Source organism: Methylocystis suflitae (assembly GCF_024448135.1).
Taxonomy (GTDB): domain Bacteria; phylum Pseudomonadota; class Alphaproteobacteria; order Rhizobiales; family Beijerinckiaceae; genus Methylocystis; species Methylocystis suflitae.
Genome location: NZ_JAMRYX010000174.1, coordinates 1 through 25,504, shown reverse-complemented (window position 1 = coordinate 25,504; position 25,504 = coordinate 1). Strand labels below are relative to the sequence as shown.

Annotated in this window: 30 protein-coding genes; 16 read left to right on the top strand and 14 right to left on the bottom strand. The window is 63.4% G+C overall.

The genetic code is table 11. From position 1 onward, the window contains the following. Window positions 1-201: 201 nt before the first annotated feature. Window positions 202-795: a glycerol-3-phosphate 1-O-acyltransferase PlsY gene (gene plsY / locus NEI07_RS13380; RefSeq protein WP_256035185.1), complete on the top strand. Its 594-nt coding sequence runs from the start codon at window positions 202-204 to the stop codon at window positions 793-795. Next, window positions 792-2,060 (top strand): DNA-processing protein DprA, encoded by a 1,269-nt coding sequence (dprA, locus tag NEI07_RS13375; RefSeq protein WP_256035184.1) that lies wholly within the window; start codon window positions 792-794, stop codon window positions 2,058-2,060. Before plsY ends, dprA begins: the two co-directional genes overlap by 4 nt. Window position 2,061: 1 nt before the next feature. Here dprA and NEI07_RS13370 read toward each other — a convergent pair whose 3' ends face one another. Together NEI07_RS13370 and ruvX are read right to left on the bottom strand one after the other, a co-directional pair. Then, complete coding sequence (locus tag NEI07_RS13370; protein WP_256035183.1) at window positions 2,062-2,196, bottom strand: hypothetical protein; 135 nt, start codon at window positions 2,194-2,196, stop codon at window positions 2,062-2,064. Window positions 2,197-2,445: 249 nt separating this feature from the next. Then, on the bottom strand, window positions 2,446-2,910 hold the full coding sequence (ruvX, locus tag NEI07_RS13365) for a Holliday junction resolvase RuvX (RefSeq protein ID WP_256035182.1): 465 nt from the start codon (window positions 2,908-2,910) through the stop codon (window positions 2,446-2,448). A gap of 153 nt (window positions 2,911-3,063) precedes the next feature. Here ruvX and gatC point away from each other — a divergent pair, with 153 nt between their 5' ends. The 3 genes from gatC to NEI07_RS13350 are packed head-to-tail and all read left to right on the top strand — an operon-like array spanning window position 3,064 to window position 5,277. After that, window positions 3,064-3,351 carry an Asp-tRNA(Asn)/Glu-tRNA(Gln) amidotransferase subunit GatC gene (gene gatC, locus NEI07_RS13360; protein WP_256035181.1) on the top strand — a complete coding sequence of 96 codons (288 nt, stop codon included), beginning with the start codon at window positions 3,064-3,066 and terminating at the stop codon, window positions 3,349-3,351. A gap of 52 nt (window positions 3,352-3,403) precedes the next feature. Further along, on the top strand, window positions 3,404-4,894 hold the full coding sequence (gatA, locus tag NEI07_RS13355; protein ID WP_256035180.1) for an Asp-tRNA(Asn)/Glu-tRNA(Gln) amidotransferase subunit GatA: 1,491 nt from the start codon (window positions 3,404-3,406) through the stop codon (window positions 4,892-4,894). Between the two features lie 2 nt (window positions 4,895-4,896). Then, window positions 4,897-5,277 (top strand): chorismate mutase, encoded by a 381-nt coding sequence (locus NEI07_RS13350; RefSeq protein ID WP_256035178.1) that lies wholly within the window; start codon window positions 4,897-4,899, stop codon window positions 5,275-5,277. Here the strand turns inward: NEI07_RS13350 and NEI07_RS13345 are convergent. Continuing rightward, entirely contained in the window at window positions 5,244-5,573 is a 330-nt protein-coding gene (locus NEI07_RS13345; protein WP_256035176.1) for a PGPGW domain-containing protein, read from the bottom strand. The two genes, NEI07_RS13350 and NEI07_RS13345, sit on opposite strands and share 34 nt — an antisense overlap. Before the next feature lie 87 nt (window positions 5,574-5,660). Between NEI07_RS13345 and gatB the strand changes: the two genes are divergently transcribed. Both gatB and NEI07_RS13335 read left to right on the top strand, forming a co-directional pair. After that, the gene (gatB, locus tag NEI07_RS13340) at window positions 5,661-7,130 is read left to right on the top strand and encodes an Asp-tRNA(Asn)/Glu-tRNA(Gln) amidotransferase subunit GatB (protein WP_256035174.1); all 1,470 of its coding nucleotides are present in this window, start codon (window positions 5,661-5,663) and stop codon (window positions 7,128-7,130) included. 675 nt (window positions 7,131-7,805) lie between these two features. Continuing rightward, window positions 7,806-8,093, top strand: coding sequence for a histone (locus NEI07_RS13335; protein WP_256035172.1), 288 nt, complete (start codon window positions 7,806-7,808; stop codon window positions 8,091-8,093). 157 nt (window positions 8,094-8,250) lie between these two features. Here the strand turns inward: NEI07_RS13335 and NEI07_RS13330 are convergent, their stop codons facing one another. Beyond that, on the bottom strand, window positions 8,251-8,727 hold the full coding sequence (locus NEI07_RS13330) for a hypothetical protein (protein ID WP_256035171.1): 477 nt from the start codon (window positions 8,725-8,727) through the stop codon (window positions 8,251-8,253). Between the two features lie 125 nt (window positions 8,728-8,852). Between NEI07_RS13330 and hemB the strand changes: the two genes are divergently transcribed. Then, window positions 8,853-9,878, top strand: a complete 1,026-nt coding sequence (gene hemB / locus NEI07_RS13325; protein WP_256035169.1) for a porphobilinogen synthase — start codon at window positions 8,853-8,855, stop codon at window positions 9,876-9,878. Between the two features lie 30 nt (window positions 9,879-9,908). Here the strand turns inward: hemB and NEI07_RS13320 are convergent, their stop codons facing one another. After that, on the bottom strand, window positions 9,909-10,349 hold the full coding sequence (locus NEI07_RS13320) for a PA2169 family four-helix-bundle protein (RefSeq protein WP_256035168.1): 441 nt from the start codon (window positions 10,347-10,349) through the stop codon (window positions 9,909-9,911). Window positions 10,350-10,566: 217 nt separating this feature from the next. Between NEI07_RS13320 and NEI07_RS13315 the strand changes: the two genes are divergently transcribed. Continuing rightward, complete coding sequence (locus NEI07_RS13315; protein ID WP_123176428.1) at window positions 10,567-10,986, top strand: DUF1036 domain-containing protein; 420 nt, start codon at window positions 10,567-10,569, stop codon at window positions 10,984-10,986. A gap of 23 nt (window positions 10,987-11,009) precedes the next feature. Continuing rightward, window positions 11,010-12,452, top strand: coding sequence for a pyruvate kinase (gene pyk / locus NEI07_RS13310; RefSeq protein WP_123176427.1), 1,443 nt, complete (start codon window positions 11,010-11,012; stop codon window positions 12,450-12,452). Here pyk and NEI07_RS13305 read toward each other — a convergent pair. From NEI07_RS13305 to NEI07_RS13295, 3 genes are all read right to left on the bottom strand, one after another. After that, complete coding sequence (locus NEI07_RS13305) at window positions 12,449-12,661, bottom strand: cold-shock protein (RefSeq protein WP_014893040.1); 213 nt, start codon at window positions 12,659-12,661, stop codon at window positions 12,449-12,451. The genes pyk and NEI07_RS13305 overlap by 4 nt on opposite strands. Before the next feature lie 186 nt (window positions 12,662-12,847). Then, window positions 12,848-13,327, bottom strand: coding sequence for a GNAT family N-acetyltransferase (locus NEI07_RS13300; protein ID WP_256035167.1), 480 nt, complete (start codon window positions 13,325-13,327; stop codon window positions 12,848-12,850). Further along, window positions 13,324-14,115: an inositol monophosphatase family protein gene (locus tag NEI07_RS13295; RefSeq protein WP_256035166.1), complete on the bottom strand. Its 792-nt coding sequence runs from the start codon at window positions 14,113-14,115 to the stop codon at window positions 13,324-13,326. Before NEI07_RS13295 ends, NEI07_RS13300 begins: the two co-directional genes overlap by 4 nt. 511 nt (window positions 14,116-14,626) lie before the next feature. On the opposite strand from NEI07_RS13295, the gene rcdA reads away from it, so the two are divergent. Then, entirely contained in the window at window positions 14,627-15,157 is a 531-nt protein-coding gene (gene rcdA / locus NEI07_RS13290) for a protease adaptor protein RcdA (RefSeq protein WP_256035165.1), read from the top strand. A gap of 51 nt (window positions 15,158-15,208) precedes the next feature. On the opposite strand, the gene rpmE is transcribed toward rcdA, so the two are convergent. Further along, window positions 15,209-15,439, bottom strand: coding sequence for a 50S ribosomal protein L31 (gene rpmE, locus NEI07_RS13285; protein WP_175094470.1), 231 nt, complete (start codon window positions 15,437-15,439; stop codon window positions 15,209-15,211). Window positions 15,440-15,603: 164 nt separating this feature from the next. On the opposite strand from rpmE, the gene NEI07_RS13280 reads away from it, so the two are divergent. Next, complete coding sequence (locus NEI07_RS13280) at window positions 15,604-16,539, top strand: homocysteine S-methyltransferase family protein (RefSeq protein WP_256035162.1); 936 nt, start codon at window positions 15,604-15,606, stop codon at window positions 16,537-16,539. 62 nt (window positions 16,540-16,601) lie between these two features. Here the strand turns inward: NEI07_RS13280 and cpdR are convergent, their stop codons facing one another. Beyond that, on the bottom strand, window positions 16,602-16,976 hold the full coding sequence (cpdR, locus tag NEI07_RS13275; RefSeq protein ID WP_026223012.1) for a cell cycle two-component system response regulator CpdR: 375 nt from the start codon (window positions 16,974-16,976) through the stop codon (window positions 16,602-16,604). A gap of 178 nt (window positions 16,977-17,154) precedes the next feature. Here cpdR and NEI07_RS13270 point away from each other — a divergent pair, with 178 nt between their 5' ends. Then, window positions 17,155-18,114, top strand: coding sequence for an N-formylglutamate amidohydrolase (locus NEI07_RS13270; protein ID WP_256035159.1), 960 nt, complete (start codon window positions 17,155-17,157; stop codon window positions 18,112-18,114). A 33-nt stretch (window positions 18,115-18,147) separates the two neighbouring features. Beyond that, window positions 18,148-18,969 (top strand): histidinol-phosphatase, encoded by an 822-nt coding sequence (hisN, locus tag NEI07_RS13265; protein WP_256035156.1) that lies wholly within the window; start codon window positions 18,148-18,150, stop codon window positions 18,967-18,969. On the opposite strand, the gene NEI07_RS13260 is transcribed toward hisN, so the two are convergent. From NEI07_RS13260 to NEI07_RS13245, 4 genes are all read right to left on the bottom strand, one after another. Next, window positions 18,966-19,913 carry an alpha/beta fold hydrolase gene (locus tag NEI07_RS13260; RefSeq protein ID WP_256035154.1) on the bottom strand — a complete coding sequence of 316 codons (948 nt, stop codon included), beginning with the start codon at window positions 19,911-19,913 and terminating at the stop codon, window positions 18,966-18,968. The two genes, hisN and NEI07_RS13260, sit on opposite strands and share 4 nt — an antisense overlap. A 78-nt stretch (window positions 19,914-19,991) precedes the next feature. Continuing rightward, the gene (locus tag NEI07_RS13255) at window positions 19,992-20,540 is read right to left on the bottom strand and encodes a TlpA family protein disulfide reductase (RefSeq protein WP_256035152.1); all 549 of its coding nucleotides are present in this window, start codon (window positions 20,538-20,540) and stop codon (window positions 19,992-19,994) included. A gap of 80 nt (window positions 20,541-20,620) precedes the next feature. Further along, window positions 20,621-23,035: a TonB-dependent receptor gene (locus NEI07_RS13250; RefSeq protein ID WP_256035151.1), complete on the bottom strand. Its 2,415-nt coding sequence runs from the start codon at window positions 23,033-23,035 to the stop codon at window positions 20,621-20,623. A 60-nt stretch (window positions 23,036-23,095) separates the two neighbouring features. Continuing rightward, window positions 23,096-23,434: a DUF2946 family protein gene (locus NEI07_RS13245; protein WP_256035149.1), complete on the bottom strand. Its 339-nt coding sequence runs from the start codon at window positions 23,432-23,434 to the stop codon at window positions 23,096-23,098. 315 nt (window positions 23,435-23,749) lie between these two features. On the opposite strand from NEI07_RS13245, the gene NEI07_RS13240 reads away from it, so the two are divergent. Further along, a complete protein-coding gene (locus NEI07_RS13240; RefSeq protein WP_256035147.1) occupies window positions 23,750-24,856 on the top strand; it encodes a helix-turn-helix transcriptional regulator in 1,107 nt (368 codons plus the stop codon). A gap of 149 nt (window positions 24,857-25,005) precedes the next feature. Then, on the top strand, window positions 25,006-25,470 hold the full coding sequence (locus tag NEI07_RS13235) for an Hsp20 family protein (RefSeq protein ID WP_256035145.1): 465 nt from the start codon (window positions 25,006-25,008) through the stop codon (window positions 25,468-25,470). The last annotated feature ends 34 nt before the right edge of the window (window positions 25,471-25,504 follow it).

Here is a 25,504-nt window from a genome sequence, read left to right as displayed (position 1 = left end):
TCGAGTTCGAAAACGCGACGCGCGGATGTGTCGCGCGAGCTTCCACAGAGCGATTTCAATTATAAAAAGCGCCCGCAAGGCCTCGACGGCCGTCCTGAAATAGAGGCGGGCGACGCGACTGAAAACGCTTATTGCGGCGCGATAGAGCCTCCTTTAGCATCCTGCGGCCTTTCGCTGTCGAGAAGTATCGCGTTTTCACAGATGAACTCCATCATTTACGACATCGTCGCCCTTGCGATCGGCTATTTGCTGGGCTCCATTCCCTTTGGTCTACTGCTCACGCGCCTCGCGGGCACGACGGACCTGCGCGCGATCGGCTCCGGCAATATCGGGGCGACCAATGTGTTGCGCACCGGTCGAAAGGATCTCGCGGCGGCGACGCTGCTGCTGGACGGGCTGAAAGGCACGGCGGCGGCGCTCATCGGCGCTTCGCTTTCGCCCGAAGGAGGCATGATCGCCGGTCTTGCAGCCTTCATCGGCCATATTGCGCCGGTCTGGCTACAGTTTAAGGGCGGAAAGGGCGTTGCGACGTTCCTTGGCGTGCTCTTTGGACTCAATTGGCCGACCGCGTTGATTTTCTGCGCCGTCTGGCTGTCGGCGGCGGCGCTGTGGCGTTACTCGTCGCTTGGCGCGCTGACCGCGAGCGCGACGGCGCCTGTGGTCCTGTTCATGCTCGGCCATGGCGGCGAAGCCTTTACCGTCGCGGCGATGGCCGCGATCATCTTCTACAGGCATCGAGAGAACATCGCGCGCCTGCGCGCCGGCACAGAAACGCGCATCGGACAGAAGGCGTGACCGAGGCGTCGCCGGGTCGGCTGAGCGAAGAGCAGCTCGTCGACTGGCTGAGGCTCATCCGCAGCGAAAATGTCGGGCCGCGCACCTTCAGACAGCTCATCAATCGCTTCGGCGGCGCCGGCGCGGCGTTGGACGCGCTGCCATCCCTCGCGGCGCGGTCCCTGCGCGGTCGGACCATCCGCATCGCCACGCGTGAGGAAGCGCTGCGCGAGATCGAGGCGGCGCGCGCGCTCGGCGTTCGCTTCGCCACCACGGGCGATCCCGACTATCCGCCGCTGCTTCGGGAAATCGCCGATGCGCCGCCGCTCATCGCGCTGCGCGGCGTTTCCTGGACCGCGCAGCGCGACGGCGTGGCGATTGTGGGCTCGCGCAACGCTTCAGCCGCAGGCCTCGCCTTCGCCGAACGACTCGCGCGCAGCCTGGCGCTTGAGAATTACGTCATTGTCTCTGGCCTCGCGCGCGGCATCGACGCGGTCGCGCATCGCGCCACGCTCGAAACCGGCACGATCGCCGTGCTCGCCGGCGGCCATGCGCGACCGTATCCGGCCGAACATGCGCGGCTTGTCGAAGAGATCGCCGAGAGGGGACTGATTGTCTCTGAAATGCCCATCGAATGGGAGCCGCGCGGCCGCGATTTTCCGCGCCGAAATCGCATCATCTCCGGGCTCAGCCGCGCGACCATCGTCGTCGAGGCGGCGCGGCGTTCCGGCTCGCTGATCACGGCGCGTTTCGCCAATGAGCAGGGGCGAGAGGTCTTCGCCGTTCCGGGTTCGCCGCTGGATCCGCGCGCCGAAGGCGTCAATGATCTCATCCGCCAAGGCGCGACGTTGTGTGCGCGCCCCGAGGACGTGATTTCGGTGCTCGCCGAGAACGCAGGGACCCCGCCGCGCAAGAATCTCTTTGACGACGACTCTCTCGAAGGACAGGACACGCTGATCGACGAACTCGATCTTTTCGCCGGCCTCGACGGTTCGGCGTTTGAGGAAAGAGCCGCTCCCAAACAATTCTCACCGCCAAGCCCGCTGACGGGCTGCGTCGCCGATCTTGACGCGCACACGCGAGGCGAGGAGTCGCCGCAGCGGGACGCGCATGAGGTCATCCTGTCCCTGCTCGGGCCTGCGCCTATCGCGATCGACGATCTCATCCGCGTTGCCGGATTGACCGCGCGCGAGGTGCAGGGAGTCCTCGTCGAGCTCGACATCGAGGGCCGCTTGCAGCGTCACGGCGCGAACAGCGTTTCCCTCATACTCAACTATAAGTTGTAAATCAGGCCGAGCGGTCGATGGGATAGCCGCCGAGCTCGCGCGCCCGCATGTCCGCCTCGGCGCGGGCGAGATTCAAGAAATAGCAGAGCATGGGCATGTCGCAGCGACTGGCGAGTTTCGCCATTTCGTCTGACATATCAGCGATATATGACGCGATGGACGCCGCTTCCTCATTAATTTTGGCGTTCTCAGCAGTCGGTCCGCTGGGTTCATTGAAATCTTTCTGAGAAGCGTCCGGCCGGGGCATCGCTGTCAGTCTCCACGGGCCACGAGGCAGGTTATGAATAAGGTAAGCATCAGACTTTCTTATATTTTTCTTCCATCACGCCGATACCGTGTCAAGAGCAAAATTCTATCAAAAGTTGCAATGCTGCGATCGATGCCGCTACAGACGTTTCAAACGGTCGAGCGCGCCCTGCAGGATATAGGCGGCCGCCATTCGGTCGACGACTTCGGCGCGTTTGGCGCGTGAGGCGTTCTGCGCGATCAATTCGCGTGTTACAGCCGCGGTCGACAGACGCTCGTCCCAGAAGGCGAAGGGCAGGGACGCGAGCTTCGAAAGATTGCGCATGAAGGCGCGCGTCGCCTGCGCGCGCGGCCCTTCGGTGCCGTCCATATTGAGCGGCAGCCCGACGACCAGGGCGCAAATATCGAAATCGGCCGCGCGTTTGAGCAAGGCGGCGGCGTCTTGAGAAAACTTCACGCGCCCGATCGTATCGAGCGGCGACGCGAGCCGCCGCTCAACGTCCGAAAGCGCCAATCCGATGGTTTTGGTCCCGAGATCCAATCCCATCAGCCGGCCCTTCGGCGGCAGAAGCGCCGCCAGTTCTTCAAGGGTCGTCGCGCGCATGGTCACCGCGATTCCGCTAACACGCCGCCGTCGATCCGCAAACTCACTGGCTCCGCGCTTCCGCTTTTTCCCTCTGCGATCCGCTTCGCAACATTGCGCCGCGAAAGGCCAGGCGCTATAGCGCCCGTCGAGACCTTTCTTGCGGAGCCCTAGATGTCCGTAGATTCCGCGACCGTCCGCCGGATCGCCCATCTCTCGCGCATCGCCATCGAGGACAGCGAGGTCGAGCGCCTGCGCGGCGAACTCAACGCCATCCTGGCCTTCGTGGAGACGCTGAGCGAGGTCGATGTCGACGGCGTCGAGCCGTTGACCTCCGCTTTGCCGATGCAAATGAAAAAGCGGGCCGACGTCGTGACCGACGGCGGCATCGCCGATGAGATTCTCGCCAACGCGCCTTCGCGCGAGGATCATTATTTCGTCGTGCCCAAGGTGATCGAATAGCGCTTGTCGCGCCGGCGCCGCGCATGCGGCGGCCTCAGATATAAAGGGACAAATGTCCGACCCCACGCATCTTTCATTGGCCGAGGCGCGCGACGCGCTCACATCCAAACAGCTCTCCGCCGTTGAACTGGCGCAGGCGCACATCGACGCAATCAGCAAATCGCGCGCGCTAAACTGCTTCATCACGGAGACGCCGGAGTTCGCGCTGGCGCAGGCGCGGGAGAGCGACGCCCGCATCGCCCGCGGCGACGCGCGACCGCTTGAAGGTCTGCCGCTCGGCATCAAGGATCTCTATTGCTCCAAGGGCGTGCGCACGACGGCGGGGAGTCGAATTCTCGACGATTTCACGCCGACATATGAATCGACGGTCTCCGCAAATCTGCTGCGCGACGGCGCGGCCATGCTCGGCAAGCTCAATCTCGACGAATTCGCGATGGGGTCGTCGAACGAAACGAGCGCCTTCGGCCCCGTTGTTTCGCCGTGGCGCCGCGCCGCGGATCCCGACGCCAAGATCGTGCCGGGGGGTTCTTCCGGGGGCTCGTCGTCGGCGGTGGCCGCGCGTCTTTGCCTCGGCGCCACAGCGACAGATACAGGCGGCTCGATCCGTCAGCCCGCCGCCTTCACGGGCACTGTCGGCATTAAGCCGACCTATGGCCGCTGCTCGCGCTGGGGCATCGTCGCCTTCGCATCGTCGCTGGATCAGGCGGGTCCGATCACGCGCACCGTGCGCGACGCAGCGATCATGCTCAGGTCGATGGCCGGCCACGACCCGAAAGACACGACCAGCGTCGATGCGCCTGTGCCGGACTATGAAGCCGCTGTCGGCGCCTCCGTGAAGGGACGCCGCATCGGCGTGCCGAAGGAATATCGCATCGATGGGATGTCGGCGGAGATCGCCGCCTTATGGGATAAAGGCGCCGCGTGGCTGAAGGACGCGGGCGCGGAGATCGTCGAAATCTCCCTGCCGCATACGCGCTACGCCTTGCCGACATATTACATTATCGCGCCGGCTGAAGCCTCGTCCAATCTCGCGCGCTACGATGGCGTGCGTTACGGGCGTCGTGAGCAGGGCCGCGACGTCAGCGAAATGTACGAGAAGACGCGCGCAGCGGGCTTTGGTCCGGAGGTGCGGCGGCGCATTATGATCGGCACTTATGTGCTCTCCGCCGGCTATTACGACGCTTATTACGTCCGCGCGCAGAAAGTCCGCAGCCTGATCAAGCGCGACTTTGACGAAGCCTTCGCGTCCGGCGTCGACGCGGTCCTGACGCCGGCGACGCCTTCGACCGCCTTCGCACAGGGAGAGAAGGGCTCGGCCGATCCTGTAGAAATGTATCTCAACGACGTGTTCACCGTTACGGTGAACATGGCCGGTCTTCCCGGCGTCGCCGTTCCGGGCGGCCTCGCGGCGAACGGCTTGCCGCTCGGGTTGCAGCTCATCGGCAAAGCATTCGACGAAGAGACGTTGTTCTCTCTCGCTGCGGCGATCGAACGGGCGGCGCCCAAGATCGAACTTCCGCAGCCATGGTGGCGCGAGGGCTGATGATGACGACGCCGAGCGCTGAAAAGGACATTGCGGAACGCCCCCAGCAAGCGCTGCAGGACGAAATGTCCGACGTGCGTCGCTTGATCGACGAGCTGGACGAGGAGCTTGTGACGCTGCTTGCAAAGCGCCAGCGACAAATCGAGCGGGCCGCAAGGATCAAACCCGCGCTGGGAATCCCCGCCAATGTCCCCGAGCGCGTCGACGAAGTATTGGCGCATGTGCTTGGCGCCGCACGCCGCGAGGGACTGTCGGTCGAGGTCGCGATGACCCTGTGGCGCGCGCTGATCGACTGGTCGATCCAGTACGAAGAGCGGCTGATGGGCGCTCGCGCGCTCAAGGGCGTCTCTCAAGGATCGGCGGACGGCGACCGTTCCTCCTGATCGCCGTTGCGGCCCTTTCTCTTGACGCGGACGAAACCGTTGCGGATCGACCAGCGCAGGAACTTAAGCGACCACCAATGAAAACGCCGCGACAGCCTGTGAGCGCCCGGGGAGTGCGGGGCGAGGATCGCAAGGCCCAAAGGCAGCATCCACACCCCGAAGATGGGAAGCGGCGCAAGAATGGTTCCCCCGAGGATCAGGCCGACGCCTACAGGAATGCTCACATAGCGGGGCGCGCTGCGCATGCGGGCGATTAGGCCGTTGCGGCTGTCCTCAGAATTCCGTTCCGTGGCCATCTCGCCCGTTTCCCTCTGCTGCGCGCCGGCCGTTCCGCTCTTGCGAAGCGTGGTTTATATGGAAGGCGTAAGTTTAGCGAGGCGGATATGACGACACAGGCGGCTCCCAACAAGCTCATCAGCGGCGCAACCGGCGACTGGGAAGTCGTGATCGGCATGGAGATACATGCGCAGGTGACGAGCAACGCCAAGCTCTTCTCCGGCGCTTCCGCGGAGTATGGCGGCGCGCCGAACGATCACGTTTCCCTGGTCGATGCGGCCATGCCGGGCATGCTGCCGGTCATCAACGAGGAATGCGTCAAGCAGGCGATCCGCACAGGTCTCGGCTTAGAGGCCAAGATCAACCTGCGTTCGGTTTTCGACCGCAAGAACTATTTCTATCCCGACCTGCCGCAGGGCTACCAGATCTCTCAGTACAAGCACCCGATCGTCGGCGAAGGCGCCGTGATCGTCGACGTGTCGCCGAGCGAGCGCATCACCGTGGGCATCGAGCGTCTGCATCTCGAGCAGGACGCCGGCAAGTCGCTGCATGATCTTTCGGCGACGGAAAGCCACGTCGATCTCAATCGCAGCGGCGTCGCGCTCATGGAGATCGTCTCCAAGCCCGACCTGCGTTCGGCTGAGGAGGCGCGCGCCTATGTTTCGAAGTTGCGGACAATCTTGCGCTACATCGGCTCCTGCGACGGCAACATGGAGCAGGGTTCGCTGCGCGCCGACGTCAACGTCTCGGTGCGCCGCCCCGGCGCGCCGCTCGGCACGCGCTGCGAAATCAAGAACGTCAACTCCATCCGCTTCATCGGCCAGGCGATCGACGTCGAGGCGCGTCGACAGATCGGCATTCTCGAAGACGGCGGCGCGATCGCCCAGGAGACGCGACTCTTCGATCCAGGGAGGGGAGAGACGCGCTCGATGCGCTCCAAGGAGGAAGCGCATGATTATCGGTACTTTCCCGATCCGGATCTGCTGCCGCTCGAGTTCGACCAGCCATATGTCGAGGCGCTCAGGGCGCAGTTGCCGGAGCTGCCCGACGCGAAGCGCGCGCGCTTTATCGATCAATACGGCCTGCCGCCTTACGACGCCGGCGTGCTTGTGATGGAGCGCGCGGCCGCCGACTATTTCGAGGAGACGGCTAAGGGACGCGACGCCAAGCTTGCGGCCAACTGGGTGATCAACGAGTTGTTCGGCCGTCTGAACAAGGAGGGGCTCGACGTCACGCGCTCGCCAGTGTCGGCGCGGGCTCTGGGCGCGATCATCGACCTCATCTCGCAGAATGTTATTTCGGGCAAGATCGCCAAGGATCTTTTCGAGATCGTCTGGACGGAAGGCGGCGACCCCAAGGAGATCGTCGAAGCGCGCGGCATGAAGCAGGTGACCGACACAGGCGCGATTGAAGCCGCCGTCGACGCCGTCATCGCCGCCAATCCCGACAAGGTAGAGCAGGCGAAGGCGAAGCCGACGATGCTCGGCTGGTTCGTCGGACAGGTGATGAAGCAGACGGGCGGCAAGGCGAATCCGCAGTCGGTGAACGATCTGCTCAAGCGCAAGTTGGGCGTCTGACGCGCGCCCGTTCGTCGAAAAAACGAATCAGTTCACGACACGCGCTGCGCGATTCTTCTCCCTGCGAAGCTGTCGCGCGCCAATTTTTTTTGATCCGACCGCGCTGATCACAATTTTTTTTTCTCTCCGAATGCGCGGCCTCGCGCGCGCCTTTGAGACGCGCGAGGTCGGCGCCGCTCCACGTCCGCCGTCTCTCCGCCGGCGTTGAGTCGCCCGCCCAGTACAGGCGCGTTCCGCAGTTTTGCATCGTGTCGCGATATATTTCGTCACGGTCGATCTCGGGCAGCGTGCGCGAGTCGCAACTGTTCGCGGATACAAAAGCAAATCAAGTAATTGAACGACAGGCGCGACTTGCGACAAAGCGTGTGGCTGCAGTCTGGAGGCCTTCTCGGAACGGATATAGCCAACCGATTCCGCGCACGGATCGACGCCAATAAAACGCGCGGCGCAAACCTGTCGCGATAGTCTCGCCGAAGCGTTTGCAAAGCAGCGTCACGATCATTTTGCTTGTCGCGCGACAGCGCTCAACATGCCTCGTCATGCGTTGCGTCGATCACTTCTGCGCGCGCACCACTTGAACGACTGCTTAACCGCGTTACGCTATTTGCGCGTATTGTCGGTGGACCATAGTTCCGGCAATTCGGATCAAGGGGACTTATTATGGCGAGAGCTACAATGAAGCGTAAGCCGGCCAAGAAGGCTGCGGCGAAGAAAGGTGCGCGTAAAACCGCAAGGAAGGCTGCGACGAAGAAGTCAGCGGCCAAGAAGGGCGCCCGCAAGGCTACGCGAAAGTCCGCTGCGAAAAAGACGGCCCGCAAGGGCGTCCGCAAGGTGGCGACGAAAAAGCGCGGCGCTGTGAAAAAGGCCGGCGCCAAGAAGAGCGCGCGCAAGGCTACCGCGAAGAAGCGCACGCCGCGCAAGGCGAAAACGCCAACCCCGCCAGCTGCGCCAGCGACCGCGTAAGCCGAAGCGCCTCGCATGCGCGATCGTCTTTCGCGTCACTGCGGCAGCGCTTCACGCACTCATCGCCCGGGGGCGCGCGTCCAGTGAGACGCATCCCGGGCGATAGCATTCTCACTGTATTTGGGCGCGTCCGGCGCGCGTCAGCCATTAGCGACGCCTAGCGCGTCAGGCATTCGGTCGCGAAATCGCGCCATATCGGCAAACCCTCTTTCGACTCGCGTTTCATCCTGTCCCATTCCTCGGCGCAGGCCCGCATCTTCTCGCGCGGCGCGCGGGGGAGGGTCGGCGGCGGCTGGCTTGTATCGACCGGCGGCGGCGTTTGCGGCGGCGACAGCGCGTCGACGCTCGGCGGTCGCGGCGTTCGCGGAACGGGCTTCGCGCTCGGCGTCGGCGATACGACCGTCGGAGGTCGCGTTGCGCGGGGCTGCCGCGCCGGCGGCTGCGCAACCTCCTGCGGAGGCGAGGGGGTTCTTTGCTTTTGCTGCGCCGGGCCGGAGCGGGCTCGAACCGGCGGCGTTGGCGTCGCCGGCTTGATCTGTGCGAGTGATGCGCTCGCAGCGAGAAGGGCGCTGGCGGCGATCGCCGAAGCGCGCGCCAAGCGGCTCAGAGAAGAGTTGCGCGAGCCGACTTTCAATGGTTTTTCCTCGCGCAAGCGCAATGGCCGTCGATCCTCTATAGCCTGAAGTCGGTTCGCCTCGAAACCGGATGACGGTGATGACCGAAGGAAGCGCGCATGTCAGCGAGGAGAGAGTAGGCGCCATGAACGATGCACGAAAGCCCGCTGAAGCAGCGGTCCGGCTGAGCCTGCTACAGCGTCCCCGTCGGAATCGGAAGAGCGAATGGGCGCGCCGTCTCGTCAGGGAAAACGCGCTTGAGGTCTCGGACCTCATCTGGCCCCTCTTTTTGATCGACGGGGCGGATCGACGCGAGCCCGTAGCCTCGATGCCGGGCGTGTTCCGTTACTCTGTCGACGCCGCGGTTGAAGCTGTCGCAGAGGCGGCTGCGCTCGGCGTGCCCGCTGTTGCGCTCTTCCCCTATACCGATCCGGACTTGCGCGATGAACGCGCGAGCGCCGCGCTCGATCCCGAGAATCTCGTCTGCCGCGCCTGCCAGGCGATCAAGAGCGCCGTTCCCGACATCGGCCTCATTACCGATGTCGCGCTCGATCCTTACACGAGCCATGGTCATGACGGCCTTCTCGTCGGCGACGAGATCGTCAACGACGCCACGGTCGCCGTGTTGGCGCGGCAGGCCGTCACCCAAGCGCGCGCAGGCGCGGACATCATTGCGCCCTCGGATATGATGGATGGACGCGTCGAAGCGATCCGCAACGCGCTCGACGCCGAGGGTTTCGAGAATGTTCAGATCATGAGCTACGCCGCGAAATATGCGTCGGCGTTTTACGGGCCGTTCCGCGACGCAATCGGCACGAGCAAGACGCTGAGAGGGGACAAGCGCACCTATCAAATGGATCCGGCCAATTCCGACGAAGCGCTGCGCGAGGTGGGTCTCGACCTGGAGCAGGGCGCCGATATGGTGATGGTGAAGCCTGGAATGCCGTATCTCGACATCGTGCGACGCGTCGTCGACGTCTACCGGGCGCCAACATTCGCCTATCAGGTGTCGGGCGAATACGCGATGATTACCGCTGCGGCGCAAAACGGCTGGATCGATGGCGAGCGCGCCATGCTCGAAAGTCTACTCGGCTTCAAGCGCGCCGGCGCCTCGGGGGTGCTGACCTATTTCGCGCTCAGCGCGGCGCGGGCGCTGCAAGGAAGGAAGTGACGCGTGCGTCACTTCCTCCCGAAAGCATCATCACGCGGCGTCGCGCAGGCTGCGTACGCGGTCGTGGTTTTCCTTGACGCCCTGATACTGGCGCTGGACCATCGACCTGATCTCCGGAGGGAGAGGTTGCGCGATGGCCTGCTGATAGGCGTCCTTGGCGGCGTCTTCGCCGCGCTCGACCTCCTCCAGCACCGCCCGTTCTGAACGGCTTGTCAGGGCGGCCTTTAGATTGGTCCAGGCGCGGTGCATGGCGCCGGTCATGGAGCCGCTCTTCGAAGGCTCGCCGCCTAAGCTGACGATCTTCGATTCGAGTTCCCTCGCGCCTTCAGCGCAGCGCGCGGCCGCCGTTCGAAACACAGTCTTTAGCGTCGGATTTTCGACGTCTTCAGCCGCGGCCAGAAACCCTTGCTCGCCGTCGCGACTGATTTCGGCAAGCTCGTTCAACGTGGTGATGACTTCGGACTTTTCCATTTTCATGCCTCCCGAGGACGCAAGCGCGTACGGGTCCTAAACATTAGGCCGATTGCTTTGTTCCGGCGGATTGCACGGCGGGCGGGGGGTAGCGGCGAGACTCCGAGGTCGCGGGGTGGACAAAGACCCGCAAGCATGGTTTGCAGGACCGCCCGCTGCGCCGCTTGCGCGCGCGTCAGCGAGCTATCTTCAGCCCCCTCCAGGCATCGCTAAAGATATGATTCGACGCGCCGTTCTTGTTGCCGCTCTGACGTTTTGCGCCGCCGGGTCAGCCCGCGCGGATTTTCGTCTGTGCAACAACACGAGCGCGCGCGTCAGCGTCGCCATCGCTTACACCGACGGGCGCAACTGGTTGTCGGAGGGTTGGTGGAACCTTCGGCCGAGCGTTTGCGAAACGCTTCTGCGCGGTCCGCTCGCCGCCCAATACTATTATGTCTACGCGATGGACGAGCGCGGCGGCGAGTGGAAGGGTAAGGCGTTCATGTGCACGCGTGATCGGGAATTCCGCATCGACGGCCGAGAGGACTGTTTCGCGCGCGGTTTTGATCGAACCGGATTTTTCGAAATCGACACGGGACGGGACGCGAAGAGCTGGACGGTTCAGCTCACTGACCCCAACGCCGCGCCCGCGCAATAACTCAATTCAGGAACGGCTTCATCATGAGAAGGTCGCGGCGCGTCAAGATTATCGCAACGCTTGGTCCGGCGACGGTGGACAAAGCGGTCATCGCGGGGCTCGTGCGCGCCGGCGCCGACGTCTTCCGCATCAACATGAGCCACACGGATCATGCCGGCCTCGCCAGCTATGTTCGGATCATCCGCGAAATCGAGAACGACATCTCGCGTGCGATCGCCGTACTCGTCGATCTTCAGGGCCCGAAGCTGCGCATCGGCGCCTTCGAGGAAGGCTCAGTGCATCTGCGCAAGGGGGACGTCTTCGTCTTCGACAGCGACCCCAAACCCGGCGACGCCACGCGCGTGCGCCTGCCGCATCCCGAGATTTTAGCGGCGCTCAAGGTCAATGATTCGATCCTCATCGACGATGGGCGCGTGCGGCTGCATGTGGTCGAGACCTCTCCAGAGCGGGCGCACGCCGTCGTCGACGTCGCTGGGCGCCTCTCGAACCGCAAGGGCGTCAGTCTGCCCGACACTGAAATTCCGATCACCTCGATGACCAACAAGGATCGCGCCGATCTCGACGCCGCGCTCAAAGAGCGCGTCGACTGGGTTGCGATCTCCTTCGTCCAGCGTCCCGAAGACGTCCTTGAAGTGAAGCAGATCACGCAAGGCCGTGTGATGGTCATGGCGAAGATCGAGAAGCCCCAAGCGATTTCGCGGCTCGAGGAGGTGATCGAGGTTTCTGACGCGCTGATGGTCGCGCGCGGCGACCTTGGCGTCGAAGTGCCGCTCGAGCGCGTCCCAGGACTTCAAAAACGCATCAACCGTTCAGCGCGACGGCTGGGCAAGCCGGTCGTCATCGCGACGCAGATGCTCGAGTCGATGATCCTGTCGCCCTTGCCGACGCGCGCCGAGGTATCCGACGTCGCCACCGCCGTCTTTGAAGGCGCGGACGCCGTCATGCTCTCCGCCGAAAGCGCGGCGGGGCAATATCCGCACGAAGCGGTCGCCACCATGAGCCGGATCGCGGAAGAGGTCGAGACGGACGCGATCTACCGCTCGATCATCAATGCTCAGCGCGGCGAATTGCCCAATCCGACCTCAGCCGACGCTATCGCCGTCGCCGCCCGCGACGTGGCGCAGACGCTTCATTCGAAGGCGATCATCGCGTGGACGTCATCCGGCACGACGGCGCTGCGTATCGCCCGCGAACGGCCACAGTCGCCGATTCTCGCGCTGACGCCCAAGCGCGACACCGCCCGTCGTCTGGCGCTTGTCTGGGGCGTGCACGCACTGGAGACGCGCGACGCCGTCGACATTGAAGACATGGTGGGGCGCGCCTGCGAATATTCGGAGAGCGAGGGGTTCGGCGGCCCTGGCGACCGGGTCATCATCGTCGCCGGCATGCCTTTCGGCACGCCGGGCGCGACAAACATGATCCGCATCGCACATCTGGGCGAGCAGCGCCAAGGCGGCGAAGTTTAGTCCTGAAGTTGCAGCTTATCTGCGGAGGATCTGCCGCTACGCTTGTCCACGACGAGTTCGTAGGAAACCTTCTGGCCTTCAGCGAGGCTGTCGAGGCCTGCGCGCTCGACGGCGCTGATGTGAACGAAGACGTCCTGGCCGCCGGCATCCGGCTGAATGAAGCCGAAGCCCTTTTGTGCGTTGAACCACTTTACGGCGCCTGTCGGCATGGCTTTTCCTTTCAAAATCGCGGAAACGCTGCGGATCGCTGCGTTCTTCTCAGTCAATCGAAGCTTGGGGAAGGTCAGGCGCCGCGCGTCTTGAGACGAGAGAGCAAGATCGTTCGGCCGAAACTCGAATGCGCGATTAATATTATAGGAGCGGACGCCCGATGAAAACCCGGCAGGCGAGAATTGTTAGTCGCCCAGCGGTCGCCATTCCATGACGACGGTTTCGCGCCCGGACAATGTGTTCGCGCCGCGCCCGACGCGCGAAAATCCGTCACGTTCGTAAAAGCGGATGGCGCGAGCGTTGTCCGCATTGACGTCTAGCCGAATAAGCCTTGGCGAGACGTTTCGCGCCGCTGACAGCAGCGAGGCTCCAAAGCCTGCGCCGAATCGATCGGGAGCGACGCAAATCTGATCGAGCCAGCCGTCCGTCGGATTGATCACGACGAAGCCTGCAAGCGTCGACTGAGCGTCAAACAGGCAGAGCGTCACCGCGCCAATCGCTTCTAATTCTCGAAGGCGGCGTTGGAGCCAGTCGCGGCGCGCCTCGAAGTCGATCTCGGGATAGGTAGCCCGCCAGGAGGCGACCCAAAGGTCGAGAATGGAGGGCCAGTCGTCGTCGATGCGCAAACGCAGATTCCGCGACGCATGTGCGGGCGGGGCGTTCATGCCTTCCTCATCAGATCGAGCAGCTGGCGGTGAATCGCCTCATTGCCTGCGCAGATCTCGCCCTTGCCAAGCATGTCTGCGCCGCCGGATAGATCGCTGACAAAGCCGCCGGCTTCACGAACGAGCACGATGCCCGCCGCCACGTCCCAGGAGTTAATCCCGCGCTCCCAATAGCCGTCGAAACGCCCGCAGGCGACCATCGCCAGATCGAGCGCCGCGGCGCCCAAGCGGCGAATATTGGCGATCTTTCCCATGCCGGCTGCAAGCTCGCGCTTGAAGGATTCATGATCGCGGACCCGCGCCAGCGGCGGAATTCCACAGGCCACCATGGACTCGCCGAGCGAACGCCGCGCCGCGACGCGCATGCGACGATTGTTGAAATAGGCGCCCTGGCCCAGCTCAGCGACGAACATGTCGTCGGTGGCGGGATTGTAGACGAGGCCGGCGACGAGGCGGTCCTCGCGCTCCAGGCCGATAGAGATGGCGAAGACCGGAACGCCATGGAGGAAATTCGACGTGCCGTCGAGCGGGTCGATGATCCAGCGGTGGCTCTTGTCGGCGCCTTCGACGACGCCGCCTTCCTCCAGAATGAAGCCATAGCCGGGGCGCGCCTTCGACAGCTCCTCGAACAGAGTCTTCTCGGCGCGCTTGTCGGCCGCGCTAACGAAATCGCCCGGACCCTTCACTGATACTTGGAGGTTCTCCACCTCCCCGAAATCGCGTTTAAGGCCACGTCCCGCTTTCAGGGCGGCGGCGGTCATCACATTCATCAAGGCGGAGCGAATCATTGAAGGAGAGCCTAGGGGGAGGGTTGTGGGAGGTTCAACGCTTTTCGAGCGCGGCGAGCGCCCGGGGGACGCACGCGGAGGCTTGTTCAAATGCGCCAGTTTTCGTCCTGGAGCCAGTCCCTTTTGCGGTTGATTTGACAGAACGTTGCGTTGACCTGAGGCGTGCTCTTCATCGCCGATGCTGGCGAGCGGCTCCAGGCCCGAGAGGCGGTTCCTGAAAACGACTCTTTTGCCGTCGCTACGCGTTTGGCGCGTTAACCTTAAATTAAGGATTATCGTGCAGCCTGAATGGGTCCCTTAAGTGGGACGTCCGAGTGGCTTCTTCTCCACTCGTCCTTGATGCCTCCCTGTCAAGAAGCCTTGAGAGCCGCCGTCGCGGCTCTCTTTTTGCGTTCGGCGCGGCGCGGCCCGTTAAGGTTAAGGAAAGGCTAAGCGCGCGCCCCTCGATCCTCTGCGTTACAGTTCATGCCACCGAAAGACGCAGCCGCGTCCAATTTGCGTGAACGTTCGTATGGCTCGAGTCAAAGGCAGCGTAGGGGAGAAGCAGCCGGTCTCTTTCATCGAGAGACTGGCGGGATCCGAGGGCTTTTGCGCTCTGTTTCGCGAAGGAATGACCCTCGTGGAGGAGGCCGCTTCCTATCTCGACGGCGACGGACGTCTCGAGGCGAAGGCGTTGCCACGCACCGAAGCTCTCGCCTATGCGGCTGAAAGCATGCGGCTGACCACAAGGTTGATGCAGATTGCGTCCTGGCTGCTGCTGCAGCGCGCGGTGAATCAGGGCGAGCTGACGCGCCATCAGGCGGCGAGCAACCGGCATCGCGTCAAGCTTCGCGAACAGGAGCTGGCCTCGGCCCCCGAACTCTTCCAGCGCTTGCCGGACCGTCTGCGCGAGCTGTCGCTGCAGTCGCTGCGCCTGCAAGCCCGGATTATCCACCTCGACCGGCTGATCCATGCGCTCGAGCCGGCGCTCGCCGCGCCGGCGCCGACGTCCAGTCCGGTCGAAGCGCAGATCGCGAGGCTGCGCGCCGCTTTCGCCCAGTAAGATCCTTCAGGCGAACCAACTGGAGGCGGCGGTTTGACCGCCGCCTTCTTTTTATTTTTTGCCGAAAGAGAGATTTCCGAAGCGGGAGTTGAAGCGGGACAAACGTCCGCCGCGGTCGAGCAGTTGCGTCGACCCGCCCGTCCAGGCCGGGTGCGTCTTCGGGTCGATGTCGAGGTGCATCGTGTCCCCCTCCTTGCCCCAGGTGGAACGGGTCGTAAATTCCGTGCCATCGGTCATCACGACCTTGATCATATGATATCCGGGGTGGATGTCCTTTTTCATAGCGATGCATCCTTTTTGCGATGGAAACGACAGAAGACCCACGCCGCAGCGGCGCGGGGTCGGCCGATCGAAACAAGCGAATTTGCTGGCGCTGATAACGCACTGCGGGCAAATGGGCAAGTTGGCCCCTAACGGCCGGGCGCCAGAACCGAGGAATATAGAATATGACCGGACACCGAGCCGATCTGCCGCAGCTGAAGCCGGGGCTCTTCGTCAGCGACGGCGGCATGGAGACGACGCTTATCTTCCATGAGGGCGTCGACTTGCCGTATTTCGCGTCGTTTGTTCTGCTCGACAGTGAAGAGGGACGGGCGCGGCTCCGCGCCTATTACGAGCGCTACCTCGCGATCGCGCGGCGCCACGGACGCGGCTTGATCCTGGACACTCCGACCTGGCGCGCCAATCGCGACTGGGGCGCGAAGATCGGCTATGACGCAGCAGGGTTGAAGCGCATCAATGAAGCATCGATCGCGCTTCTCGACGAACTTCGGCAGGCCTGGGAGACGGCTCAAACGCCGATCGTCGTCGCCGGCGTGATCGGGCCGCGCGGAGACGGCTACGCGGAAGGGCGCATGAGCACCACGGAAGCGGAAGACTATCACGCGCCGCAGATCGCCTCCTTCGCCAAAACGGCCGCCGACATGGTCGCGGCCTACACTCTGAACGATATCGAAGAGGCGATCGGGATCGCCCGCGCCGCCCGCGCGCTCGCCATGCCCTGCTCAATTTCGTTCACGGTGGAGACCGACGGCAAGCTTATCGGCGGGCGGAGCTTGCGCGAGGCGGTCGAGACGGTGGATCGCGAAACGGACGCAGCGCCTGCCTATTACATGATCAACTGCGCCCATCCGACGCATTTCGAGCAGGCGCTCTCTGCGGACGCGCCGTGGATGAGTCGGCTGCTGGGCGTCAAGGCCAACGCTTCGACAAAAAGCCACGCCGAGCTGGACGAATCGGAAACGCTCGACTCGGGCGATCCGATCGATCTCGGCCGCAGATATCGCAGATTGCGCGAGACATATCCCGGCCTACGCATCCTGGGCGGCTGTTGCGGGACGGACGACCGCCATGTCGCCGCGATCTGCGAAGCCTGCGCCTAGAGCAGCGCTACGATGAATCTGCATTTGGGCGATCAGGCCCAAAAGCCATGATTCTAAAGCGCTTATGCCGCAAGCATTCTGTGCACCTCGGTGACCAAATCCCGCAGGTGGAAGGGTTTGGAGAGGATTTTCGCCTGTCGCGGCGCGTGACTGTCGGGGTTGAGCGCCACGGCGGCGAAGCCGGTGATGAACATGACCCTGATGTCGGGATCGAGCTCGGTCGCGCGGCGGGCGAGTTCGATTCCGTCCATCTCGGGCATGACGATGTCGGTCAGCAGGAGTTCGAAGGGTTCGACCCGCAGCTGATCATAAGCGGAAAGCCCGTTGTCGAATGAGGTGACGGAAAAACCGGCCTGCTGCAAAGCCTTGACCAGGAAGCGCCGCATGTCGTTGTCGTCTTCCGCAAGCAGAATTCTTGCAGTCGGTCTGTCGTTCATGGCCATCCTCGCGGTTTTTAGCCATATCGCCCGAGCTTCGTAAATTTCAGGTGAAACCGGGGTGGCGCCGCGTTAACTTAGCGCCCAGTATAGCGCGACGCATCGTCCTTTTTGAGCTGATCCGCCACGCCGGCGCTCGTCTGAGGAGGCGGTCGCGGCGCGGAAACGAGAAAAACGAATGAACGACGGCATGCGCGAGTGGCGCGAAACCAATTCGACGGCGACGCCCTGCTGCGAACCGGAATTTGAACGCGCCTTCGACATCATCGAGCCTGACGCGCTCGTTTCGCCGCTGGTCTTTTCCTCACCGCATTCGGGCCGGATCTATCCTGCGCGCTTTCTCGCCGCGACGCCGCTCGACGCGGCGACGCTGCGCCGTTCGGAAGACGCCTATGTCGACGATCTCTTCGCCTCGGCCTCATCCATGGGAGCGCCTTTGCTGCGGGCGCGCTTTCCCCGCGCCTATCTCGATCTCAATCGCGAACCCTATGAACTCGACCCCAAGCTCTTCGACGGCGCTTTGCCGTCCTTCGCCAATACGCGCTCTCTGCGCGTCGCGGCCGGACTTGGGACGATCCCGCGCGTGGTCGCCGACGCGCGCGAGATCTATGCGAGCCGCCTTACGCTCGACGAGGGCTTGCGGCGCATCGACAGCCTCTACAAGCCCTACCACGCGGCCTTACGCGGCCTGATGGAGCGCGCCGCGGCGCGTTTTGGCGTCGCCGTGCTGATCGACTGCCATTCGATGCCTTCGACCGGCGCCCGCGATCCCTTGCTTTCGCCGCGGGGCGACAAGCGACGCATCGACTTCGTCATTGGCGATCGCTACGGCGCCAGCGTCTCCACCGGACTCGTCGACGTTGTCGAGGATCGATTGCGGGGCCGCGGCTACCACGTCATGCGCAATCGGCCCTACGCGGGCGGTTTTATTACCGAGCATTACGGCAAGCCCGCCGGGGGCTGGCACGCGCTCCAGATCGAAGTGTCGCGTGGCCTTTACATGGACGAGTCTACGCTCCAGAAGAACGAGCGCTTCGACGCCGTCGCGCGCGATCTTGCGGACGTCATGGCGGCGGTGGCGCGGCACGAAGACTTGAGCGAGATTTTGGGCGGTGAGCGGCGGGCGGCGGCCGAATAGCCGGGCGCTCGACGCGCCCCGCTGGGAGCTGGCATGACCGCCGTTGATTTCGAGAAGTTCGTTGAGCGCCTCGCCGACGTTTCGGCGGAAGCCATCATGCCTTTTTTCAGGACCGCGCTCGCCGCCGACGACAAGGCGCATGGCGGGGCGTTCGATCCCGTCACGGAAGCCGACCGCGGCGCCGAACTCGCCATGCGGCGGCTGATCGAGGCGACCTTCCCCGACCACGGGGTCTATGGCGAGGAATTCGGACACTTACGCGAAAACGCCGAATATGTCTGGGTGCTTGATCCGATCGACGGCACCAAGAGCTTCATCTGCGGCCTGCCGCTATGGGGCACTCTGATCGGCCTCACGCATCGCGGGCGTCCCTGCTACGGCCTGATGAGCCAGCCGTTTACTCGAGAGCGGTTCTTCGGTGACGGCGAGGCCGCGTATTGGCGCGGGCCGGCGCGCGGGCCGGAGGGCGCGCGGGGCGCCCTCGAGACGCGCAGGATCGCCACGCGCCACTGTCCAAAGCTCGCGCAGGCGACGGTGATGACGACCTCGCCGCTGCTGATCGAGCCTGCGCTGCGCGAGCATTTTCACCGCGTTGAGCGCGCGGCGCGGCTTTCCCGCTACGGCGGCGACTGCTACGCCTATTGCGCGCTTGCGGCCGGCCATGTCGACCTCGTCATCGAGACGAATTTGCACCCTTACGACATCGTCGCGCTGATTCCGATCATCGAGGGCGCGGGGGGCGTCGTCACTAACTGGAGCGGCGGCGCGGCGGCGCTGGGCGGGGCCATCGTCGCGGCGGGGGACCCAGCGCTGCACGAAGAGGCGTTGAAGCTGCTCGGCGATCACACTGTCTAGGAAACGCGCGCTTCGCCCGGAATGAACGCGTCGAAGCCGCGCCAGAACTGACTGCGAAACTCGTCGCGCTCCATCATGAGTTCATGCTTGGCGCCGGGGATCATGGCGAGAGCGCCGCTGTCGAGATTTTGAGCGAAACGCTCGATGCCGGCGTTGGAGACGATCATCTCGCGCCCGCAGCCGAACATCAGAATGGTAGCGCGGATACTTCGGGCATAGTCGGGCGATTCGAAGCCCCTCATGAGACGGAAGGCGGCGTTGACCCAGCCGATCGTCGGATCGCCGATGGCGAGCTGCGGCGCCACCCTGAGAATGGCGGCGTTTCGTTCGAAGCGGTCCCGATCGGTGGTCAGCAGATTGCCTTCGAAGGGCTTCTCGATAAAGGAGGCGCCGGTTCCGCCTGGTATGTACATGCCGCCCAGTCCGCACATGTCGAGCGTGTCCGCGAGCCAGCGTGAGGCGCGCGGAAACCGCAGATTGGCGAGATCAATCATGGGGGCGGTCAGCACGAAGCGCTGGAACGGCGTTTTTCCTCCATGCGCCGCGTCCAGCAGGATGGCCGCGCCCATCGAATGGGCGAGGGCGAACCAGGGCTGTGGCCGGTCGCTCAACACCTGGGAGATGAAAACCTCCAGATCACGCTGATATTGCGAGAAGTCGTCGATGTGGCCCTTACGCGGGTCGGCGAGCTCGCGTTCCGAGCCGGCCTGGCCGCGCCAATCGAGCGCGACCACGTCGAGGCGGCGGCTGCGCAACTCCTCGATGATCTCGAAATATTTTTCGATAAATTCATTGTGGCCCTGAAACAGCGCCACCGTGCCGCGCGCCCGCTCGCTGCAGGGAAAAGCGGCGGCGCGCAATCGCCGGCCGTCCCGCGTCTTCAGGATGTAAACGGCGGCGCCCTCGGGGATCGGGTTGCCGGGCGACGCGACAAGTTCTCGCATGGGATCTCCTCGGCGCTCTGAGGCCGAATCTTCGCGCCAAGATAATGCATTTTGGCGACAAGGCCGAACGGCGCCGTTTCAATCGGCGCAGAAGGCGGCGAGACGCTGGGGTTCCGCGAAGTTCAGTCTGCCGCTGACGATAGCGTCGACCCGTCCGGAAGCGGCGATCAGATAGTGCAGCGGGGCGACTACGCCGCCGTCGGCCGTGGCGCCGTAGAAGGCCCGGGCGCTCATGGCTTTTGAGACGTCCGTCCTCGTGGAATCGCCGACGCGGAAGATTTTCCAGGGCAGGCCGTAGGTTTTGAACTTCGCCAGGTCCTTGGGGTAGTCGCTCGCGCGCGCCGAGACGAAGACGATATTCCAGCGATCGGGGCAGGCGGCGGCGATCGCCTTGAAGCCTTTCATTTCAGCGAGACAATTCGGGCACCAATATGCCCACAGGCTAACAAGCGTCGGCCGGCCGTTCGCCATCAGCGCGCGCAGATCTAGCGGCGCGCCATTTGCGCCCACGAGATCGACCTCTCCCAGAGAGGCCTTCATCTCGTCCTCGGCGACAGCGCGCGGCGCGGTCGCGCCGATGATCTCGGCGTGCGCCGACGCAAGCGAAGCGCCGAGCAAAAGGGTCACAAGGAGAGATCGCCGCATCATAAGCATCCGGAGGAAAGGCGGCGCAACAGCGCGCCGCCTTTGAAAATAAAGCGTCCCGGTCAGAACCTCACGGTCAGTCCGGCATAAAAGTTCCGACCCATGCCGGGCACCTGACGCACGCTCGCAAGACCCGCATTGCGTCCGAAGAGGAACGCATTGCGCGAATAGTTCGTTAAGTCGAACCCGCCAAGCGGCAACGAGTAGAGCGCATCGGTGACATTGTCGACGCCAAGGTCGATGCGCATATTGCTCCACTCATAGGCCGCGCGCAGATTGAGTAGCGCATACGCCGGGGTCGTGAACTCGCCCTTGTTCGCCGACACGTGATCCTTGGGCGCGACGAGTTGCGTTTCGGCGGCCATGCTCAAACCGCCAATCTGGTGCTCGAGCGCAATGCGCGCATTGGCGGGCATCAAATTCCACAGACCGTCGCCCTTCTTGATCAGGAAGGACGCGACAGAGCACAAGCCGGCGCCTGGCAAACAATACTGCGGATTGCCGATGTCGAGATTTCGTCCATAGACGAAACTGACGACGCCGATCGCCTGTAATCTGCCGTATTCGGGCGATTCATGCAGCTTCACTCTGCCCGAGCCGTCGACGCCATAGAGCTCCGCGTTGAAGTTGCGGAACTGCATGATCTGGAAAATGTAGGAGTTCGCCACCGGGAACTGATTGAAGGTCCCGCCGGTTCTGGCGCCGTCGATATAGTTCTCGACATAGGTGTAGAAGGGCGAAATCCGCGCTTCCCAATTGTTGGCGCCCGACATGTCGCGCCAAGCGCCGGTGAATGCGACATTGTGAGCGACTTCCGGCTTCAGATTGAGGTTGCCGGTATAGCCGTTGCCGTCGCCGAACCAGTTGAACATCGCCGTGAACGGGCCGGCGACCGGCCAAATATAGCGTTCATAGAGATTGGGCGAGCGCGTCTTGCGCGAATAGCCGAACTCGTAAACGCTGCCAGGTTCCGGCTCATAGCGCGCCAGAGCGGTCAAATCGAAATTGATGTCGGTGCGCGCGCGATTTTGCGCATTGAAGATATTGACCGCCAGGTTATTTGCGCGTGCGAGGAGCGGTGAGTTGGGGAAGATAAAGGGCGTGTAGCTCTGGCCAGGACCAGTGTCCATCCAGACGATGTCGTTGCGCACGCCAATCAGGCTTGACCACTGAGCCGTCCAGCGGCGTTCCCATTCGGCATACGTGCCAAACCGGTTTCGCTGGCCGCCGTTGATGTTCACATTCGCGAAAGGCCGGCTCAAACTGCCGGGCGGCGTGGCGAACCCTTGCGTAAAACCGGTGAGATCGGAAGGCCAGTAGTCCTGCAGGCGATAGCCGTGGAACTCATTGCCGACGCGGAAAAGATCCTGATCGCTGTAAGGAATTTCCGCTTTTACCGAATAGCCGAAGTCGCGGCCGAGCGCGATCATCGGGTGATTGAGCCAGAATCTGTCCTCCAGGAATCCCATCTTGTGAAAGACCTGATGCCAATAGGCGCGCGCTTCCAGCACGCCCCATTCGAAGGCGCCCTTGTAGAGGGCGTCCAGCGAATAGGAGCGATTGCGCGTCATATCCATGCGCTGGTTCGGAAAGCCCTGGTAGGGGATGTTCTGATAGGCGCCGCGGAAGGTGAACAGATGCCCTTCGTTCTGGTAGCCGAGCGTGACGGCGTGGTTCTCGGACATGAAGTTCGTCGAGAGAACTTTGTCGCCGTTGCCGCCGGCGTGATAATTCGTCGCCCGCTGCCAGGACCCGTTGTAGAGAAGGCTCCAATGGTCGTTGGCCATGTTGATGTTCGCTGAAACGCCGACGCCATTGTTGTTGCCGCGGAAGAAGGCCGAGATCGTTCCCGTCGCCAGCACTTCATTGTTGGGCCCAAACCGCAGCGTCCCGGGAACCGGCAGCGGCAGATAAGGAACAGGAGGGTAGGGACTTGCGACGACGATGGGCGACGCCGGCGTGACGACTCCCGGCGCGACGACGGGCGTCGCGAACACCGGCGATTTCGGAGTGACGAGGATCGAGCCGCCGATTGAATCGCCGCCTTTGCTGACTGACGAGACCGCGGTCACGACTTCAACGCGGCCGATCGTGTTCGGATCGGTGTAGCTCAATGGCGTATTCATATGATTGGCGCAGGAGGACGTGGCCTGCACGCCGCCTACGACAATCTTCAGGCGATCATCGGCGAGACCCCGGATCGCCGGGATGCCCGAAACGCCGCCGCCTGTCTGCACGCTGACGCCCGGCTGATGCTCGAGAAGCTTCGCCGTATCCGTCTCGGGCGGCTTCTCCTCAATGATTTCCTTCTGCGTGACGACGGTTTCGTCGGCCTTGTCCTGCGGCGGCGTGGTTGGCGCCCTCTGCGCCGCGCCGACGACGATCTGCGGAAGAGAGACTTGGGCCTTGGCGGTCGTAAGCGAGGCGAGGATCAACGCGCAAGCGCTTGCGCCGCGCAGTAGGGCGGGACGGTACATGGAATGAGTTCTCCTGATCCGCCGGCGAACGGCGGTTGAAACGGTGCGAGTTTTGTTTCGTCAGGAGAGTGCGGGAGGCGCGCGTGAGCGCGTTTCGCCGGGCCGGCGGCGCTCTCGCGGTTCGAAAGGCCAGGAGTCGAAAATGACAACCGCGGTTGGCGGCGGTGCGAGCCGCGCGACCGGCGGCCTTTCGGAAATGATCGGCGGCGTTCCGATCGGGCAGGCGCCGCAGTGCGCGTGCCAGCCGTGCGCCGGCGCGCCGCTCGGCGCTTTCCCGTTCTCAGCGGCGTGACTTCTTGCGCAGAACTCTTGCGTCGCCGACAGAGCCGCATGCGGCGCGATCGTCGCCTGCATCAATGCCGAAACGACGAAAAGCGTCGCGGCAAGAAAGGCGCGCAAGCCTTTCCGCCTTGCGTCCGTCTTTGCTGTCGTCGTTGAAGTTGCCGTGCCGCCGCGCCGATTCATTTTATCCAACTTAGCCGCTGCGTTTTTCTCCGTTTCCCCCCGATCGGGAGGTGACGCTCGGCATTTGCGTAAATTCTTGTCCTTGTTGCAGTTGCGCAACACAGAAGTTAAGGTGCGATTGATTGGCGCCTGGTGTTTTTGCCGATTTTTCAAGGGCTCCAGGGCAATAAGACGTTTCGCTGTACGGAAAGCGCCTTCGCGAAGACCGGCTTTGCGAAGGTGTGGCGAGAGGTCGCACCGGGTGAAGACATGACCACAACGAAAGATGCGGATGCGCGCGTCATTGCGGCGATCAAAGCCGCGGGCGCCGAAGCTCAGCATTGGCCTCATGCGCTCGACGAGATAGCGCGTTTGCTAGATGCGCGCTTTGCAGCGCTGCTGTTCGAAGACCGTTGTTCGGCGCTGTTGGAGCTCAAGCATTCGACACGCGCTCAGAAAGCATGGATCGTCGAATATCTGCGCAACCATCGCAAACTCGATCCGATCAAGGCGCGCGTGCTGGCCGAGATTGGCGTCGGTCGGGCGTTCTCGGCGGAAGACTTCGTCTCGCGGGACGCGCTTCATCAAAGCGGCGCCTACCAACGCTGGATGGCGCCCTTCGGCCTTGCCGATATGATCGGCGGAGTCATTCACCGATCCGAGACGGGCGTTTGCCTATTCGTCGCCTTTCGCGATGAGGCCGCAGGTCTCGCCGACATCGAAGCGAAGGGGCGCCTTGAGGCGTTTCTGCCGCATCTCGCCAAGGCCATCGCGCAGCACAAGCCGGCGTCTGACACATCCGCTCTCGCCGAATTGTTCGAGGAGCTGACATCGCCTGTGCTTGTCGTCGACAGCAGGATGCGCATCGCCCATCGGAATCGCAGCGCCGACGAGATGCTTGCCGAAGGCGATGCGCTGGCGATCTGCGGCGAAACGCTCACTCTGCGCGATCCGCGCGCGAAGGAGGCATTGGAGCGTGCGCTCGCCCGGATCGGCGGGGCCGATGCGGAAGCCTTCGCGATCATGGTGAAACGCGGAGAGTCGCGCTGCTGCGTGATGCATGTGCTGCCGCTGTCGAACGGACTGACGGCGCTGTTTCTGCGCAGGTTCGCGCTCAACGCCAGCGAGGATGGAGCCGTCGCCGCGGGCGTGTTCGGCCTCACCGCCCGCGAGAGTTCGGTGCTGCTCGCCATCGCCGAAGTAGGCGGCGTGCCGGCGACCGCGCGCGCGCTTGGTCTGAGCGAAGGAACTGTCAAAGGCTATCTGAAAAGCATCTTCCAGAAGACCGGCGCGAGCCGTCAGGCGGATCTGGTCAGGCTCGTGCTGGCGCTCGAGTCGCCGTTTCGCGCGCCCGAGCGCCATTCGCTGCCGGCCTGAAATTCTGCATCGCCGGATCCCGCCAGGGCCTCTTGAACGACGCCGCAGCGCTTCCTAAATCGTTGCCAGCGCGGGCCGTAACGGACGCGCTAAGAGGCGCGGCGCGATAACGCTAGCGCGCCGCATGTCGCTCAACTGGAGGATATGTCATGCGTCAGTTCGATCTCTCTCCGCTGTATCGCCAGACCGTCGGCTTCGACCGTCTGTTCAACCTGCTCGATCAGGCCAGCGGCTTCGAGACGACCCAAAGCTACCCGCCTTACAATATCGAACGCACGGGCGAGAACGCCTATCGCGTGACCCTCGCGGTCGCCGGCTTCTCGCGCGAGGAACTGTCCGTCGAGACCAAGGAAAACACGCTGTCCGTCAAAGGATCGAAAGAGCCGGCGCAGCCTTCCGACGGCCGCGAGGTCCTGCATCAGGGCATCGCCGCACGGGCCTTTGAGCGTCGCTTCCAGCTTGCCGACCACGTCGTCGTAACCGGCGCGAGTCTGGTCAATGGATTGCTGCACGTGGATCTCGTGCGCGAGCTTCCGGAAGCTCAGAAACCCCGCCGCATTGACATCGGCGTCGCCGCGCCCACCGCGACGATCGTCGAGTCCAAGGCTGCCTAACGGCGGAAAGTTTGAGGAAAATGCCAGAGGCGCC

Bases quoted from the DNA above. Each gene is read 5' to 3' on its own strand.
- rpmE (WP_175094470.1), bottom strand. From the start codon at position 15,439: ATGAAAAAGGACATCCACCCCGGATATCATATGATCAAGGTCGTGATG.
- plsY (WP_256035185.1), top strand. From the start codon at position 202: ATGAACTCCATCATTTACGACATCGTCGCCCTTGCGATCGGCTATTTG.
- NEI07_RS13250 (WP_256035151.1), bottom strand. From the start codon at position 23,035: ATGTACCGTCCCGCCCTACTGCGCGGCGCAAGCGCTTGCGCGTTGATC.
- hisN (WP_256035156.1), top strand. From the start codon at position 18,148: ATGACCGCCGTTGATTTCGAGAAGTTCGTTGAGCGCCTCGCCGACGTT.
- NEI07_RS13345 (WP_256035176.1), bottom strand. From the start codon at position 5,573: ATGGCCACGGAACGGAATTCTGAGGACAGCCGCAACGGCCTAATCGCC.
- NEI07_RS13305 (WP_014893040.1), bottom strand. From the start codon at position 12,661: ATGCCGACAGGCGCCGTAAAGTGGTTCAACGCACAAAAGGGCTTCGGC.
- NEI07_RS13350 (WP_256035178.1), top strand. From the start codon at position 4,897: ATGACGACGCCGAGCGCTGAAAAGGACATTGCGGAACGCCCCCAGCAA.
- NEI07_RS13260 (WP_256035154.1), bottom strand. From the start codon at position 19,913: ATGCGAGAACTTGTCGCGTCGCCCGGCAACCCGATCCCCGAGGGCGCC.
- gatB (WP_256035174.1), top strand. From the start codon at position 5,661: ATGACGACACAGGCGGCTCCCAACAAGCTCATCAGCGGCGCAACCGGC.
- NEI07_RS13270 (WP_256035159.1), top strand. From the start codon at position 17,155: ATGAACGACGGCATGCGCGAGTGGCGCGAAACCAATTCGACGGCGACG.
- pyk (WP_123176427.1), top strand. From the start codon at position 11,010: ATGAGAAGGTCGCGGCGCGTCAAGATTATCGCAACGCTTGGTCCGGCG.
- gatC (WP_256035181.1), top strand. From the start codon at position 3,064: ATGTCCGTAGATTCCGCGACCGTCCGCCGGATCGCCCATCTCTCGCGC.
- hemB (WP_256035169.1), top strand. From the start codon at position 8,853: ATGAACGATGCACGAAAGCCCGCTGAAGCAGCGGTCCGGCTGAGCCTG.
- NEI07_RS13335 (WP_256035172.1), top strand. From the start codon at position 7,806: ATGAAGCGTAAGCCGGCCAAGAAGGCTGCGGCGAAGAAAGGTGCGCGT.
- gatA (WP_256035180.1), top strand. From the start codon at position 3,404: ATGTCCGACCCCACGCATCTTTCATTGGCCGAGGCGCGCGACGCGCTC.
- NEI07_RS13300 (WP_256035167.1), bottom strand. From the start codon at position 13,327: ATGAACGCCCCGCCCGCACATGCGTCGCGGAATCTGCGTTTGCGCATC.
- cpdR (WP_026223012.1), bottom strand. From the start codon at position 16,976: ATGAACGACAGACCGACTGCAAGAATTCTGCTTGCGGAAGACGACAAC.
- ruvX (WP_256035182.1), bottom strand. From the start codon at position 2,910: ATGCGCGCGACGACCCTTGAAGAACTGGCGGCGCTTCTGCCGCCGAAG.
- NEI07_RS13240 (WP_256035147.1), top strand. From the start codon at position 23,750: ATGACCACAACGAAAGATGCGGATGCGCGCGTCATTGCGGCGATCAAA.
- NEI07_RS13295 (WP_256035166.1), bottom strand. From the start codon at position 14,115: ATGATTCGCTCCGCCTTGATGAATGTGATGACCGCCGCCGCCCTGAAA.
- rcdA (WP_256035165.1), top strand. From the start codon at position 14,627: ATGGCTCGAGTCAAAGGCAGCGTAGGGGAGAAGCAGCCGGTCTCTTTC.
- NEI07_RS13315 (WP_123176428.1), top strand. From the start codon at position 10,567: ATGATTCGACGCGCCGTTCTTGTTGCCGCTCTGACGTTTTGCGCCGCC.
- NEI07_RS13320 (WP_256035168.1), bottom strand. From the start codon at position 10,349: ATGGAAAAGTCCGAAGTCATCACCACGTTGAACGAGCTTGCCGAAATC.
- NEI07_RS13370 (WP_256035183.1), bottom strand. From the start codon at position 2,196: ATGTCAGACGAAATGGCGAAACTCGCCAGTCGCTGCGACATGCCCATG.
- NEI07_RS13235 (WP_256035145.1), top strand. From the start codon at position 25,006: ATGCGTCAGTTCGATCTCTCTCCGCTGTATCGCCAGACCGTCGGCTTC.
- NEI07_RS13280 (WP_256035162.1), top strand. From the start codon at position 15,604: ATGACCGGACACCGAGCCGATCTGCCGCAGCTGAAGCCGGGGCTCTTC.